Origin of the sequence: Streptomyces nanhaiensis, assembly GCF_046614825.1 — a bacterium.
Lineage (GTDB): Bacteria > Actinomycetota > Actinomycetes > Streptomycetales > Streptomycetaceae > Streptomyces > Streptomyces radiopugnans.
In genome coordinates, this window is the sequence record NZ_JBKJFM010000163.1 from 1 (window position 1) to 12,895 (window position 12,895).

At 75.9% G+C, this 12,895-nt stretch carries 16 protein-coding genes and 1 pseudogene; 4 read left to right on the forward strand and 13 right to left on the reverse strand.

The window, feature by feature from the left end; all coding sequences use genetic code 11:
* Window positions 1-268 (reverse strand): hypothetical protein (locus tag ACLIYP_RS25690; protein WP_412715494.1); only part of this gene is annotated, 268 nt, incomplete at its 3' end.
* 236 nt (window positions 269-504) lie between these two features.
* The gene (locus ACLIYP_RS25695; RefSeq protein ID WP_412715495.1) at window positions 505-1,857 is read right to left on the reverse strand and encodes a hypothetical protein; all 1,353 of its coding nucleotides are present in this window, start codon (window positions 1,855-1,857) and stop codon (window positions 505-507) included.
* A gap of 421 nt (window positions 1,858-2,278) precedes the next feature.
* Here ACLIYP_RS25695 and ACLIYP_RS25700 point away from each other — a divergent pair, with 421 nt between their 5' ends.
* Entirely contained in the window at window positions 2,279-2,644 is a 366-nt protein-coding gene (locus ACLIYP_RS25700) for a hypothetical protein (protein WP_412715496.1), read from the forward strand.
* A gap of 52 nt (window positions 2,645-2,696) precedes the next feature.
* On the opposite strand, the gene ACLIYP_RS25705 is transcribed toward ACLIYP_RS25700, so the two are convergent.
* Window positions 2,697-2,867 (reverse strand): hypothetical protein, encoded by a 171-nt coding sequence (locus ACLIYP_RS25705; RefSeq protein WP_412715497.1) that lies wholly within the window; start codon window positions 2,865-2,867, stop codon window positions 2,697-2,699.
* A 325-nt stretch (window positions 2,868-3,192) separates the two neighbouring features.
* Between ACLIYP_RS25705 and ACLIYP_RS25710 the strand changes: the two genes are divergently transcribed.
* The 3 genes from ACLIYP_RS25710 to ACLIYP_RS25720 all read left to right on the forward strand — a co-directional run bounded on the left by ACLIYP_RS25710 (window position 3,193) and on the right by ACLIYP_RS25720 (window position 5,076).
* On the forward strand, window positions 3,193-3,807 hold the full coding sequence (locus ACLIYP_RS25710; protein WP_412715498.1) for a TIGR03086 family metal-binding protein: 615 nt from the start codon (window positions 3,193-3,195) through the stop codon (window positions 3,805-3,807).
* Window positions 3,808-3,876: 69 nt separating this feature from the next.
* Entirely contained in the window at window positions 3,877-4,254 is a 378-nt protein-coding gene (locus tag ACLIYP_RS25715; protein ID WP_412715499.1) for a DUF6412 domain-containing protein, read from the forward strand.
* 105 nt (window positions 4,255-4,359) lie between these two features.
* Complete coding sequence (locus tag ACLIYP_RS25720; RefSeq protein WP_412715500.1) at window positions 4,360-5,076, forward strand: YidC/Oxa1 family membrane protein insertase; 717 nt, start codon at window positions 4,360-4,362, stop codon at window positions 5,074-5,076.
* Window positions 5,077-5,188: 112 nt separating this feature from the next.
* Here ACLIYP_RS25720 and ACLIYP_RS25725 read toward each other — a convergent pair whose 3' ends face one another.
* The 10 genes and pseudogenes from ACLIYP_RS25725 to ACLIYP_RS25770 all read right to left on the reverse strand — a co-directional run.
* On the reverse strand, window positions 5,189-6,034 hold the full coding sequence (locus ACLIYP_RS25725; RefSeq protein WP_412715501.1) for a hydrolase: 846 nt from the start codon (window positions 6,032-6,034) through the stop codon (window positions 5,189-5,191).
* 347 nt (window positions 6,035-6,381) lie between these two features.
* A complete protein-coding gene (locus ACLIYP_RS25730; RefSeq protein ID WP_412715502.1) occupies window positions 6,382-6,873 on the reverse strand; it encodes a YflT domain-containing protein in 492 nt (163 codons plus the stop codon).
* Between the two features lie 102 nt (window positions 6,874-6,975).
* Window positions 6,976-8,088 (reverse strand): YeiH family protein, encoded by a 1,113-nt coding sequence (locus tag ACLIYP_RS25735; RefSeq protein ID WP_412715503.1) that lies wholly within the window; start codon window positions 8,086-8,088, stop codon window positions 6,976-6,978.
* The gene (locus ACLIYP_RS25740; RefSeq protein WP_412715504.1) at window positions 8,088-8,693 is read right to left on the reverse strand and encodes a cysteine dioxygenase family protein; all 606 of its coding nucleotides are present in this window, start codon (window positions 8,691-8,693) and stop codon (window positions 8,088-8,090) included. The genes ACLIYP_RS25735 and ACLIYP_RS25740 overlap by 1 nt, the downstream gene beginning before the upstream one ends.
* Window positions 8,694-8,804: 111 nt before the next feature.
* On the reverse strand, window positions 8,805-9,710 hold the full coding sequence (locus tag ACLIYP_RS25745; protein ID WP_412715505.1) for a LysR family transcriptional regulator: 906 nt from the start codon (window positions 9,708-9,710) through the stop codon (window positions 8,805-8,807).
* 105 nt (window positions 9,711-9,815) lie between these two features.
* Window positions 9,816-10,943 carry an FAD-dependent oxidoreductase gene (locus tag ACLIYP_RS25750; RefSeq protein ID WP_412715506.1) on the reverse strand — a complete coding sequence of 376 codons (1,128 nt, stop codon included), beginning with the start codon at window positions 10,941-10,943 and terminating at the stop codon, window positions 9,816-9,818.
* Between the two features lie 107 nt (window positions 10,944-11,050).
* A complete protein-coding gene (locus tag ACLIYP_RS25755; RefSeq protein WP_093658235.1) occupies window positions 11,051-11,644 on the reverse strand; it encodes a GTP-binding protein in 594 nt (197 codons plus the stop codon).
* Window positions 11,625-12,017, reverse strand: a complete 393-nt coding sequence (locus ACLIYP_RS25760; RefSeq protein WP_093658233.1) for a DUF742 domain-containing protein — start codon at window positions 12,015-12,017, stop codon at window positions 11,625-11,627. The genes ACLIYP_RS25755 and ACLIYP_RS25760 overlap by 20 nt, the downstream gene beginning before the upstream one ends.
* The gene (locus ACLIYP_RS25765) at window positions 12,014-12,448 is read right to left on the reverse strand and encodes a roadblock/LC7 domain-containing protein (RefSeq protein ID WP_093658231.1); all 435 of its coding nucleotides are present in this window, start codon (window positions 12,446-12,448) and stop codon (window positions 12,014-12,016) included. Before ACLIYP_RS25765 ends, ACLIYP_RS25760 begins: the two co-directional genes overlap by 4 nt.
* Window positions 12,445-12,895: pseudogene (locus ACLIYP_RS25770) on the reverse strand (hypothetical protein); the annotation flags it as partial. The pseudogene ACLIYP_RS25770 and the gene ACLIYP_RS25765, both read right to left, overlap by 4 nt.

The following is a 12,895-nucleotide window of genomic DNA, read 5'->3' on the forward strand; positions in this document are numbered from 1 at the left end:
GGCGGCCGAGGGTGTCCCAGGTGTGGCGGAGGGTCAGGCGGCCGTCGATGTCTCGGGTGGTCTCGCGGCCGAGGGCGTCGCGGTCGAAGTGGAAGGTGTGTTCGCCCGTCTCGTAGGCGGTCAGGCCGTGGGGGGCGTAGGTGAGGGTGCTGGTGGCGCCGGAGGGGTTGCGGCGGCGGGCGCGTCGGCCGACTGCGTCGCAGGCGCGCGCGTGGGTGCCGCCGGTGCCCGTCCCGGCGCTGCGGCGGCCGGCGCCGTCCCGCTCCACGACGTCCGGGGCGAGCAGCGCGGTGACGGCCGGGAAGCGCTCGGGAGCGGCGCGCCCTGGCAGGCGTCGGCCCGGTGCGCCGGGATCCTCACCGTCTCGTCACCGTCTCCGGGACGCTCTTCCGCCGCCGCGCGGCATGACGCGCGGCACGGGGGTGCGACGCGCCCCGGGCCGGGCCCCGGAGGGCCCGGCCCGAGGAGGGGCGAGGAAGGAACGCGGAGGGGGCGGCGGGGCCTTCAGAAGTCACCCCCGCCGCCGAAACCGCCCCCGAAGTCACCGCCGCCGAAGCCTCCGCCTCCGCCGAAGTCCCCGCCGTCCTCGCCGCCGCCGTAGCCCCAGCCGGGCCCGTAGCCGTAGCCGCCCATGCTGCTGCCCAGGACCGTCCCGAAGAGCAGGCCCGGCAGCAGCATCGAGCCGTAGCCGCCGTAGTAGCCGCCCATCCACGGGCCGTAGGCCGGGCCGGCGTCCCAGTAGGGCACCCGCTCGCCGGTCGCGGTCGGCACGGTCCGCACCGCCGGGTCCAGGCCGTCGTCGAGCCGGGCGGCGTCGGCCGCGCAGACCGGCACCTCACGGGGCGAGCCGCCCGGGGGCGCCCACTCCGCATCGCGCACCGACGGCCCGTGCCGGGGGTCGAAGAAGCACGGGGGCCGCCGCTGCGGCAGTTCCCGCCCCTCCCGGCGGGCGTCCAGCACGGCCAGGGCGAACCGGCCGTCCTCCAGCGCCTCGGACACCGCCCGCACGTCGCCGGGGCGGCGGGCCGCGTCGGAGGCGTCCTTGGCCTTCTCGTACGCGTCCAGGGCCCGCCGGTAGTCGTCGAGCATCTCCGGGGTGACACCGGGGGCCGAGGGGGAGAAGTCCAGCCGGTCCAGGGCCTCGCCGTAGGAGGTGATGTCCTCCTGGACCGCCGCACGCACCTGCTCCAGTTCGGCACGCTCCTCCTCCTGCCGCCGCTTGCGCGAGCGCCGCGTCAGGAACAGCCCGCCGAGCGCGAACACCGCCAGCACGGCCAGGAAGCCCACCAGGACGCCGCCGCCCCCGCCGCCTGTGGTGTCCCGGTCGCCGTAACCGCCCGTGCCGCCGCCGTCGGTGCGCGCGGCCGACTGCACGTCGGTGACGAAGCCGCTGAGGATCCGGTCCGGTTCGCCGGAGTGCTCCCGCAGGTTGCGCTGGGCCAGCTCGCTCGCGGTCGAGCCCGCCAGCACGCCGGCGTCCGAGGCCGCGCCGAACTGCGAGCCCAGTGCCACGGCGTACACGCCGGGACGCCCCACCTCCGAGCGCAGCCGGTCGAAGACGGCGTCGCCCCCGTAGGAGGAGTCCGCCGGCAGGACGGCGATGTATACGGGGACGTCGCCGGCCCGGATCTGCTCGGAGAGCCGGTCGGCCTCGGACTCGGAGAGCTTGTCGGAGGCGGCCGGATCGACGTAGACGGGATCGTCCCGCAGCGCGGCGGCGACCTCGCCGAGGTCGGTGGCCGCGCGGGCGCCGCCCGCGGGGGTGAGGAGGGCGGTGGCGAGGGCGAGCAGGACGGCCCAGAGCAGAGTCGCCCGCCGCCCCCGGAGTATGTGAGAGATGGGGCGGTTTGTCCTCATGGTGTTCCGCTACCCAGCCGCCGTCCGGTCACCCGGGAACGCCGGGGGAAACTGCGCGGAAGCGCGGGAGGGGCCCGGTGCGCGGGAACACTCCGGAGTGGTTTACGGTTGAACCAGACGCGGGTGCCGACGGACGCCGACGCGCCTCTTCCCCCGGGGCGCCGCCTTCCGGCACCCGCCTCTCAACCGGCCCCGGTCGAGTTCTCCCCCGTCTCGACCGGGGCCCTCCCAGCCCTCCACCGGACGCCTGCGGGGCCGCGAGCCGCAGGGACGCGGCCGTACCATGGAAGGCGCCCGGGCCGCCCGCCGCAGCACCGCCGGGGCGGACGACGGGCGGCATGCGACGGGGGTGGGGCCCGGAACGCCGGCGCCCGGGGAGCCCCGCCCGCCCCTCCTCTCCCACCTCTGCACGGAGGCCGCGTTGTCCTCGATCTCGATCGGAACCGCCCGCCACTTCCATCCCAGGGGGACGCCCGGGGACGTCTGCCGCGACCACAACCGCGCCGCCCTGGCCACCGTGGTGGCCGCCGAGGCACGCCGCAGGGGGTACGGGCCGGACCTGAGCGACGAGCAGATCGACGAGTGCGCCGCGCTCGCCGGACGCAAGGCCCCCTCGCCCACGTCCCGGGAGGCGATCCGGGCGGCCCTGGCGCCGCCGATCACCGCCGACGACGCACCGGAGGCGGTGGCCGCGGCCGTCTTCGGCGCGCTGCCCTCCCACCCGGTGCGCGTGGTCGGACACGACGGCCGGGAGTTCTTCCTGGTGCCGCTACCGGTCACCGCCTGACGGCACCGCCCGGCGCTCCCGCTCCCGGGGGCGGGGGCCGGGCGGCCCGGGGTCACTGGGGCCGGCGCTGTGCCTCGCCCGGCTCTCTCCAGTCCAGGACCTCACGGGTCTCGCGCAGTATTCGCTCGGCCGCCTCGCGCGTCTCGGTGGGTACGTCCCCGAGTTCCTCCAGCAGACCCTCGTAGATCGGCGGGTGCTCGGTCCGGGTCGCGGTGGTCGCCATGGTGCGGATCCTTCCTCTCGTGTCACGGGTGCCGTGAGCGACCCGTGGTGCGGCCGTTCGCCGCGCCCAGATCGTTTCACGTGCCGATCGGGCGCCCGCCGCCGCGCCCGCCATCCGGGCACCCGCGCCGGGCGCGTCCGGCCGTTGGGCGGCGGCGGACCAGCGGGCGGCTACCCGTGGCGGCGGCGGTCATGCCCCGCGCCGGGGGAGACGTACGCCACCCGCCGCGAGGGCGATGAGTTCCCCGCGCCGCGCCGGTCCCCACACGTGCGCGCCCGTACGGCGCCGCGCGAACCGGTGCACCCGTGAGAGGAAGGAACGCGAGATGACCGCGATGCCCGATCTGGAACCCCCGGCCCGGCGAATGGCCCTGGTGCTGGAGGGGGTCGCCGACGGGCGGCTCTCCGCGCCGACACCGTGCGAGGCGACCACCGTCGGTGATCTGGTCCACCATGTGCTCGGCCTGAGCATCGCCTTCCGGGACGCAGCCCGCAAGGATCTGGGGCCCGCGACCCGGACCGACCCCTCCGCCTCCCGGCCCTCCGCCGCGCTGCTGCCCGCCGACTGGCGCGACGCCGTCCCCCGGGCCCTGGACGGACTCGTCGCGGCATGGCGGGAGCCCTCGGCGTGGGAGGGGACCACCCAGGCGGGCGGCGTCACGCTGCCGGCCGCGGTGGCCGGCCGTGTCGCCCTGAACGAGCTCCTCATCCACGGCTGGGACATCGCCCGTGCCACGGGCCAGGAGTACGACTGCGACGAGGCGAGCCTGCGGGTGTCGATCGACCTGCTGTCGCAGTCGACGGACGAGGCCGGAAGGGCTGGTGTGTTCGGCCCCGTCGTCGAGGTCCCCGCCGAATCCCCACTGCTGGACCGCGCCGTCGGACTCAGCGGCAGGGAGCCCTCCTGGAACCCCGGGACCGCTTCGGGGCGTCTGGGCTAGCATCGGTGGCGGCCGGCGCGAGCGGGCGGGGCCGCCGGGGGAGGGGACCGCGGGAAGGGGGAGGCGCACATGCCGTACGGCGGGTCCTCGTGCCCGACGGGCGCCCCCTGTGCGCCGCGGCGGCACATCCCCCTCGGACCGCCCGCCCTCCTGGTCCCCGCGGTGCTGGGGGCACTGCTGGTACTCCTGACGGCCCTCCAGTCCGTTCACGGCGGTGGTCTGGCGGAGGCCGCCGCGGCCCTGGCCGCCACCGCCGCCGCGGGCACCGCCCTCGCCGTCGCCGCTCTCCTCACCGCGTGCCACGCCGGGCCCGCGCCGCCCGCGCGCGTCCGCACCGCCCTGCGCGACCGGGAGCGCCGTACCGCCTTCCTGCCGCAGCGCGACCCCGACGCCGCGGGCCGCCCGCGGCCCCGGGCACCCGGCCGTCCCCTCCCGACGGCCGGGTAGGCGCGGAAGAACCGCGGCGGATCCTCCGCCGGGGCCGCGCCCGCACGGCTCGTCACGCCGACGTCTCCCCACTCCGGCACGACGAGACCCCGGGAGGGCTCAGCCATGTCCGTCATCGTCCACCTCTTCGCGCTGCTGGCCGGCGCGCTCGAACCGCTCTTCGCCACCTTCGCGACCGCCGCCGCGATCGTGGTGGCCACCGTGTGCGTACGCGCACTGCTCCACCCACTGGCCCGGGCCGGGGCGCGGGCGGAGAAGGCCCGGGCCCGCCTCGCCCCGCGGACCGCCGAGCTGAGGAGGCGGCACGGCGCGGACCCCGAGCGGCTGCGGCGCGCCCTGCTGGAACTGCACACCCGTGAGGGTGTCTCACCGGCGGCGGGCTGCCTGCCGATGCTGGCGCAACTGCCCGTCTTCCTCGTGATGTACCGGCTGTTCACGGCGGAGCGGGCGGACGGCGAGGCAGGCGGACTGCCGGAGGACCGGCTGGGACCGGCCCCGCTGGGCGGTGTCTACGCCGACGCGCTCGCGGACGGCGGGGTGTTCGGCCCGCAGGGACTGGTGTACCTGTGCCTGTTCGCGGTGATAGCCGCCGTGGCGGCCTGGACGTACCGGCGGGCGCGCACGGCGGCGCTCCGGGCGGAGGTGCCCGGAGCGCCGGGCCTGGCGAGGATCCTGCCGCTGCTCTCCTTCGGCACCCTGGCGACCGCCGCGTTCGTACCGCTGGCCGCCGGCCTCTACCTGGCCACGACCACGGCGTGGACGGCGGCGGAGCGGGCGCTGCTGCACCGCGACCGCGGCCGTGGGGCCGACGGGGAGGTGTGAACCGGACGGCGGGGCCCCGGCGCCGCCCACGTCCCCGGCACGCGCCCGGCGCCCAGGGCGCCGGGCGCGTGCCGGGGCCTCTCCCGTGGGGGGTACGGGGGGCGGGAGGCGGTCAGCAGCCGATGCGGGAGCCGCCGGCGGCCACGTCGTCGAACCACAGGGTGTCGGTCTCGCCGCCGTAGCTCTCCCAGCCCAGCCTCAGATCGGTGAGCCGGGGACGCCAGTCGGCCCTGCGCAGCCACTGGCCGTCGATGTCGTGGGTGGGCGTGCCGTCGACGGCCAGGCCCTGGACGGACGTGCCGTCCACCCAGGTCTCCAGGTGCCCGGCGGACCCGTCGACCCGGAACTCCACACAGGTCCAGATGCCCACCGGCAGCGGCCTGCTCATCGACACGCCGTTGGGGCTCTGCTCGGGCAGGGTGGCGTCGTCGGACTCGCGGTTCCACTGCAGGGCGCCGTTCTGGCCGCCCATCCGCAGGTCCCTGCCGTTGTCGGCCGAGTCGCGCAGGGCCGCGAAGGTGACGTGTGCGGCGGGCAGCGCGGTGGTGTGCCGCACGTGGAAGCGGACCCAGAAGGGGGCGGAGGTGTCCACGCCGTCCAGCGCGGTGCCGGCGAAGACGTGGTTGCAGTAACCGCCGCCGCCGTCGATCCGCAGGGACCTGCCGCCACTGCGGGCCACCGAGGAGTCCACACTCGCGGAGCCGCTGCCGGAGCAGTTGGGCGCTCCGGCGCTCCACCGGCCCGAGGGGAGGGTGCCGGTCTGCGACTCGAAGTCCTCGCAGAAGCCGTCCGCCGGGCAGTCCGCCGCGGTTGCCGCCGAGGCCGCCGCCGGGGCCTCGGCCGCGGTCGAGGGGGCCGCCGGCGCCAGCGCGGCGGAGACGGCCAGGGCCATCGCGGCGGCCGGGAGCGGCCATCTCCCGAGGCGGGAGCGGAGGCGGGGGCGCGGTGTGGGGGGCATGCGTCTCTCCTTTGGAAGGCACCGCGGCGGGAGTGGGGTCCGTGGCGGCGCGGGGACGGTACGCCTGTCCTTCGAAGGGGGCGGCGACGGCGGAACGGGTGGTGTCCGACATGCCGCCGATGCTTATGGGAGCGCTCCCATTCAAGGGCACTGTAGCGCCGCCGCACCCTTGTGGAAACCCCGCTCCACCGCTCGCCGCGCATCACCCGGCCCGCGGCCGGAAAGCCTCCGCCCCCCGCCCTCCGCCCTCCCGCGCCCCGTGTCGCCGGTTCACGGACGCGGCGCCGCCACCGCGTACGGCGTCCGCGCCGTGGTCATGCCGTGCTCATGCTGCGGTCATGCCGTGCTCATGCCGTGCCCGACAGCCCCTCGCGCTGGAGGATGCCCCGGGCGTGCTCGGCGTGCCCGCCTCGCACGATGACGTCGTAGCGGGCGGCGGCCAGGGACCGGGTGGAGGAGAAGTCGCGCTGCCCGCCGGTCGCGGCGTGCCCGACGAACCCGAAGATCGCCCCCCACAGCGCGCCGATGAGGATGCCGCCGAGGATCAGTCCGAGCCAGGCGCCGCCGGTGGTGAACAGCCCCACCAGCAGGCCGATGAAAAGCCCGAACCAGGCGCCGCTGGCGGCTCCCATGGCGGCTGCCCGGCCCTTGGTCATCCGCCCGGTGACGTGCTCGACCAGTCGCAGGTCGGAGCCGACGATGTCGATCTGCTCCACGGGGAAGCGCTCGTCGGAGAGGCGGTCAACGGCGGTCTGGGCCTCCGCGTAGGAGGAGTAGCTGGCCACCGTGTTCCAGGCATCGCTGACCGGATTGACGGGATTCGGTTCGATGTTGGCCATCTCGTGCTCTCCTTGTCGGGATGTCCGCTATCCTCCGTCTTCCCCGCCGGGCGCCCCTTCATGGGCGTCCGGCGGGGAAGACGGAGGGCGGACCCGCGGGCGTCAGGTGGTCAGCAGTACGCCCGCGTAGGAGACCCCGGCGACGACCGCCCACGAGCAGGCCCCGAGCACGGCCAGCCGCATACCGGTCCGCGCCAGGGAGGGCAGGTGGACGGCGCTGCCCAGGCCGACGAGCGCGGCGGCGAGGACGAACTCCCGGACCGCCGCGGCGGCCTCCAGCGCCCCGGCCGGTACGGCTCCGGTGGTGCGTACGGCCACCGCCGCCAGGAATCCGGCCACGAACAGCGGGACCAGCGGGGGGCGCCTGCGGCGCGGCTCCCCGGCCGGGCCGTCCCCGCCGTCCCGGCCGCGCCGTACCGCCGAGACCGCCACCGCCGCGACCAGCGGGGCCAGCAGCAGCACCCGCATCAGCTTCACCAGCACCGCCTCGCCCAGCGCCGCCGGGCCCGCGGTCTGGGCGGCCGCCACCACCTGGCCCACGTCGTGCACACCGGCGCCGACCCAGCGCCCGAACTGGGCGCCGTCCAGGCCGAGGGGGTGGTGCAGCAGCGGCAGGACGACGATGGCCAGCGTGCCGCACAGGGTCACCAGCGCCACGGAGGCGGCCGTGTCCCGCTCGTCGCTGCCGCGCGCCTCGCCGACCGCGCCGATCGCGGATGCGCCGCAGATCGAGTAGCCGGTGGCGACCAGCAGCGGCTGGTCCCCGCGCAGTCCGAGCCGGCGGCCCAGCCACAGGGTGCCGAAGAAGGTCGAGGCCACCACCGCCAGCACCATGCCGACGGTCGCCCAGCCCAGCCCCAGCACGTCGCCCAGGCTCAGCTCCAGGCCCAGCAGCACCACGCCGGCGCGCATCAGCCGTCTCCCGGCCAGGGAGAGTCCGGGCCGGCCGGCGCCGCAGGCGAACCGGCCCACCGCGGGGAGGTGGGCGGCGGCGACGCCCAGCACGACCGCCGCGGTCAGCATCGGCACCCCCGGCAGCAGCCGGTGCACGGCCCAGGCCAGTGCGGTGCCGCCCGCGGCGAGGGCGATACCGGGCAGCGGGCCGGGTACGCCCCGGCGCCGGGGCGTACCCGGCCCGGCCGGCCGGGCCGGAGCGCGGTCCTCGGCGCCGTGCTTCCCGGCGGGCCGCCCCGGACGCTGCCCGAGCAGCGCCATCAGTGGTCGGCGGGCAGGTCGTAGACCCGGCGGACGCTGCTGCCCAGCCGGGAGACGTCGGCTCCGTAGACGTGGATGGACACGGCCTTGTCCGGGCCGCCGTTCCAGACCCGGTGGATGTCGCCGGGGGGCGCGAAGCCGCACACCGAGCCCCGCGGGTTCACCGCGTCCCCGGTGGCGACCAGCCGTGCCCGCCCGGCGGGGGAGTCGGCGGGCAGCAGCCGGTAGCGGCGCTCGTGCTCCTCGCCCTCGTGGACCCCGGTGACGCACCAGGAGACGTGGTCGTGCACGGAGGTGCGCTGGCCCGGCAGCCAGACGAGGGCCACGACCGAGAAGCCGCCGTCGGCCTCGGCGTGCAGCAGGTGCTGGCGGTAGCGCTCGGGGTCGCCCTCGCACTGCTCGGGGGTGAGCAGGTCGGCGGCGCCGAGGTGGGGCGCCAGCTTCTCGCCGACCAGGTACGCGGTCGGGTCCGGCGGCAGGCCCCGCCCCACGGCCTCGCGGATGTCCGCGACGAGGGCGGCGAGGCGGCCGGTCGTCCGCGATCCGGCGGTACGGGCGTCGGGGCGGGCGGCGGGGTGCGCGGTGGAGGAGAGCGAAGCGGCCATGCCCGCAAGCGTCGCGCCCGGCCATCCATCACGTCCAACGAGGGTTTCTTCGCCGTTCCCTTGATTCTGCTTATGGAAGGACGCGGGAGACGGGCCGTGCGGCGGCCGGTCTCAGCAGCCGGTGCGGTTCGCCGCCACCGCCTCCAGCTCCCGGAGCACCAGCGCGGTGGCCGGTATCCGCAGATGCTCGCGGAGCACGTACGCCGAGACCTGCCGCCGGGCGGCCGGGTCCAGGGCGCGCCCGGTGACCTTCCGGTGGACCAGGAAGGACAGCACCAGCCCCGGCATCATGGCGATGCCCAGCCCTTCGGCGACCAGGCTCTGGACCACGAGGTTGTCGTCGGTGGTGAAGACGATGTCGGGGGCGAAGCCCAGCTCGGCGCACTCGTGCAGGAAGTTGGTGCGGCAGCGCAGGCACCCGGCGATCCACCGCTCGTCCGCCAGTTCCGCCAGCCGGACCGCCCGCCGCCGGGCCATCGGGTGCCCGGTGGGCAGCAGCACGGTGAGCTGGTCCTCCAGCAGCGGGATCTCCACCAGTTCGTCGGGCACCTGTTCGCGCAGCCCGGGGTAGGTGAAGGCCAGGGTGATGTCGCACTCGCCGCGCACCACGCGGTCCAGCGACTCCGGAGGCTCGCTCTCCTGGAGCTCCACCCGCACCCCCGGATGGTCGGCCGCCAGCCGCGCCAGAGCCTCCGGCACCAGGGTGGCCCCGGCGCTGGGGAAGGCGCACACCCGCACCCGGCCCGCGCGCAGCCTGGTCAGCGCCGCCATCTGCTGCCGGGCGGCCTCCATGCTGCCCAGGATCGCGCCGGCGTGCCGGGACAGCGCCTCGCCCGCCTCGGTGAGCCGCATCCGCCGGCCGGCCCGCAGGAACAGCGGAGTGCCCACCGCCCGCTCCAGCGCCTTCATCTGCTGGGTGATCGCGGGTTGTGTGTACCCCAGGGACCGGGCCGCGGCCGAGTACGAACCGGTGCGGACCACCTCGTGGAAGGTCCTGATGTGCCGCGAATCGAACATGCCGGAACGATAAACGGATTTTGGGGGTGGTGAAGGACCGCTGCGAGCCTTCGGCGGGGTGTGCACGGGCCGTTGAGCGCCCGGAGGACACCGAAGGAGCCCGCCCTACGGGCGCTCGCCGAGCACCGCCATGGTCCGGCCGATCAGCCCGGGTACGTCCGCGTCCCGCACGCCGTCCATCAGCCAGTCGCCCAGCCGCACGGAGTTCTCCACGACCATGCGCACCCGCGGCATGCGGCGCTCCCGGTAGGCGGCCAGCGTCCTCTCGTCCCAGCCGGCGCCGCCGGTGAGCAGCTCGGCGAGGACGAGGGCGTCCTCCAGGGACATCGCCGCGCCCTGGGCGAGGGTGGGTGGGCAGGCGTGGGCCGCGTCCCCGGCCAGCACGACCCGGCCGCGGTGCCACGGTCCCTCGACCAGGAGCCGGTGGAACCAGGTGTAGTTGACCGCGGAGTCCTCCGAGATGGAGGAGCGGATCTCCTCCCAGGCGCCGCCGTAGCCCGCGGCCAGTTCGCGCATCCGGGCGGCGTAGGAGGAGGGGGCCGGCTCGGCGCGCTCGCGCGCGGGCTCGACCAGATAGGCGTAGAGGGAGTCCTCGCCGGTGGGGCAGTAGCCGGCGATGTAGGCGGGGCCGCCGTAGGCCAGATCCGTGCGCTCCACGCCCCGCGGGCGGGGCGCGGTGACACGCCAGATGCCCATCCCGGTGGGCTCGGGCCGGTCCTCGATCCCGATCAGCGCGCGGATGCGGGAGCCCAGCCCGTCGGCGGCGACCACCAGGTCGTAGCGGCCGGCGGTGCCGTCGGTGAGGCGGACGTCCACCCCGCCGCCGTCCTGCTCCAGGGACTCCACCGTGCGGCCGAGCCGGACGCGGACCCCGGCCGCGCGTACGGCGCCGGCCAGGACGCGCTGGAGATCGGGACGGCGTATGCCCAAGGTGGCGGGCAGCCCGGGCCCGCCGGTGCGGATGTCCTCGGCGACGTGCAGCACCGTGCCGTCCGGGGCGATCAGCCCGAGGGTGTCGAAGCCGAAGCCCGCCCTGCCGACCTCCTCCCACACGCCCACCTCGCGCAGCACCCGCAGGGCGTTGCCCTGGAGGGTGATGCCGGAGCCCTGGACGCTCCAGTTCGAGGAGGCCTCCACCAGGTCGACTCCGATGCCCGCGCGGCGCAGCAGGACGGCGAGTGCGTTGCCGCAGATCCCGCCTCCGACGATGAGAACGGTAGGGGCCGGGGACATGACTTCCTTTCAGGAGGCCTTTCGGGGGAGGGGGCGCCGGGAGGAGCGCGTGCGCAGGGCCCGCCGGAACGCGCCGGCGGGCGGGGGAGGGGCGGCCCGGCCGCCGGTCAGCCGGCCGGCTCGTGGACCGGCGCGGACCGTGCCATCAGCAGGTCGATCAGGGCGACCAGCAGATCGCGGCCGGCCTCGGGCCGCCGTACGTCCCCCAGCAGCAGCGGGACGCCCGGGTCGAGGTCGAGGGCGTCGCGCACCTCCTGCTCGGTGCGGTCGCAGCGGCCGTGGAAGCAGTTGACGCCCACCACGAAGGGGATGCCCCGGCTCTCGAAGAAGTCGATGGAGGCGAAACTGACCTCCAGCCGCCGGGTGTCGACCAGGACGACCGCGCCCAGGGCGCCGTTGACCAGGTCGTTCCACATGAACCAGAAGCGCTCCTGGCCCGGGGTGCCGAAGAGGTAGACCACCAGCTCGGGGTTGACGGTGATCCGGCCGAAGTCGAGCGCCACCGTGGTGGTGGTCTTCTCCGCGACCCCGCCGATGTCGTCCACTCCCACGCTGGCCTCGGTCAGGTACTCCTCGGTGCGCAGGGGGGCCACCTCGCTGACCGCCCCCACCATCGTCGTCTTGCCCACCCCGAAGCCCCCGGCGACGAGGATCTTGACGGCCAGGGGGCCCGTCGTACCGTCAGAGTCTCTGGAGCCCATCCCTCACCGCCTGAAGAGTTTCCACGTTCAGTCCACCACTTCCCCCGTCCGCCAGCGGCGGACGGGTCGTCACTCTGCCGAGCGCCACGAGATCGCCGATCAGGATCTTCGTCACCGACACGGGCAGGTCCAGCTCAGCGGCGATCTCCGCCACCGCGGCCGGCTCGCGGCACTGCTCGACGATGGCCCGGTGCTCCGGCTCCAGCCGCCGCCCGGCAGGCCGGCCCTCCTCGGGCTCGACCGTCGTCACCACCGTGATCAGGGTGAGGTCGTCGCGCTGCGGAGCGGTGCGGCCGCGGGTGATGGTGTACGGCCGGACCAGTGAGTCCTCTTCTTCTCCGTCGGACTCCAGACTGTCCGTCCAGTGGTTCACCCACGTCCACCCCCGCCGGAGGCCGGGGCGTCGGACCGGGCCTCGGTGCCGAGCTTCTGGCCGACCTGCTGGACGAGGGTGTGCATGGCCACCGCCATCACCTCGGCGTCCACGTCCTGGGAGGCGACGACGGCCAGGTGGGTGCCCTTGCCTGCCGCGGTGATGAACAGCCACAGGTTGGCCAGCTCCACGATGACCTGCTGCACCGGGCCGCCGTCGAACAGCTCGTCGACGCCGCGGGCCAGGCTCTGCTGGCCGGTGGCCACGGCGGCCAGCCGCTCGGCGGCGGTGCGTTCGATGGTGCCCGACTGGCTGATCACCAGCCCGTCGTCCGACAGGACGACGGCGTGCCGGGTGCCCGGCACCTGCTCGACCAGACCGTCCAGCAGCCAGTCCAGGTCTTGGTTGGTGGCGGTGGTTCGCTGTGTCATGTTCGGTCTTCCGTCTTGGGTCGGCTCCGACCCGGCGTGCTGCCGCCGGTTGTGGAGGGGGCGTCGGGGGCGGCCTGCTGCCTGGCGATGCGGGACTGCCGCTGGAAGGCGCCGATGGCGGCGCCGGAACGGGCGGGCTCCGGGCGCAGGGTGAGCGTGTCCTCGTCGGGAGCGGCGGCCCTCCGGGCGGCCGGCTTCCGCAGTTCGGGGACGAGGCTGGCCTGGCGGACGCGCTTGGGCAGCGGCTCGGCCGCCGTGCCGTCGTGCCGCGCTTCCCCGCCGCCAAGGTCCCCGGCGGCTTCGGCGTCCCGGGCGTTCCCGGTGTCCCCGGCGCCACGGGCCGTCTCGCCGGACGGCGGGCCCGCCGGAGCGGGGTGGATCCGGACCGGCGGGCCCGTCGGCGTCCCGCACCGGCGGGCGGCGGCCGGGGGCAGTCGGTCGGTGTCC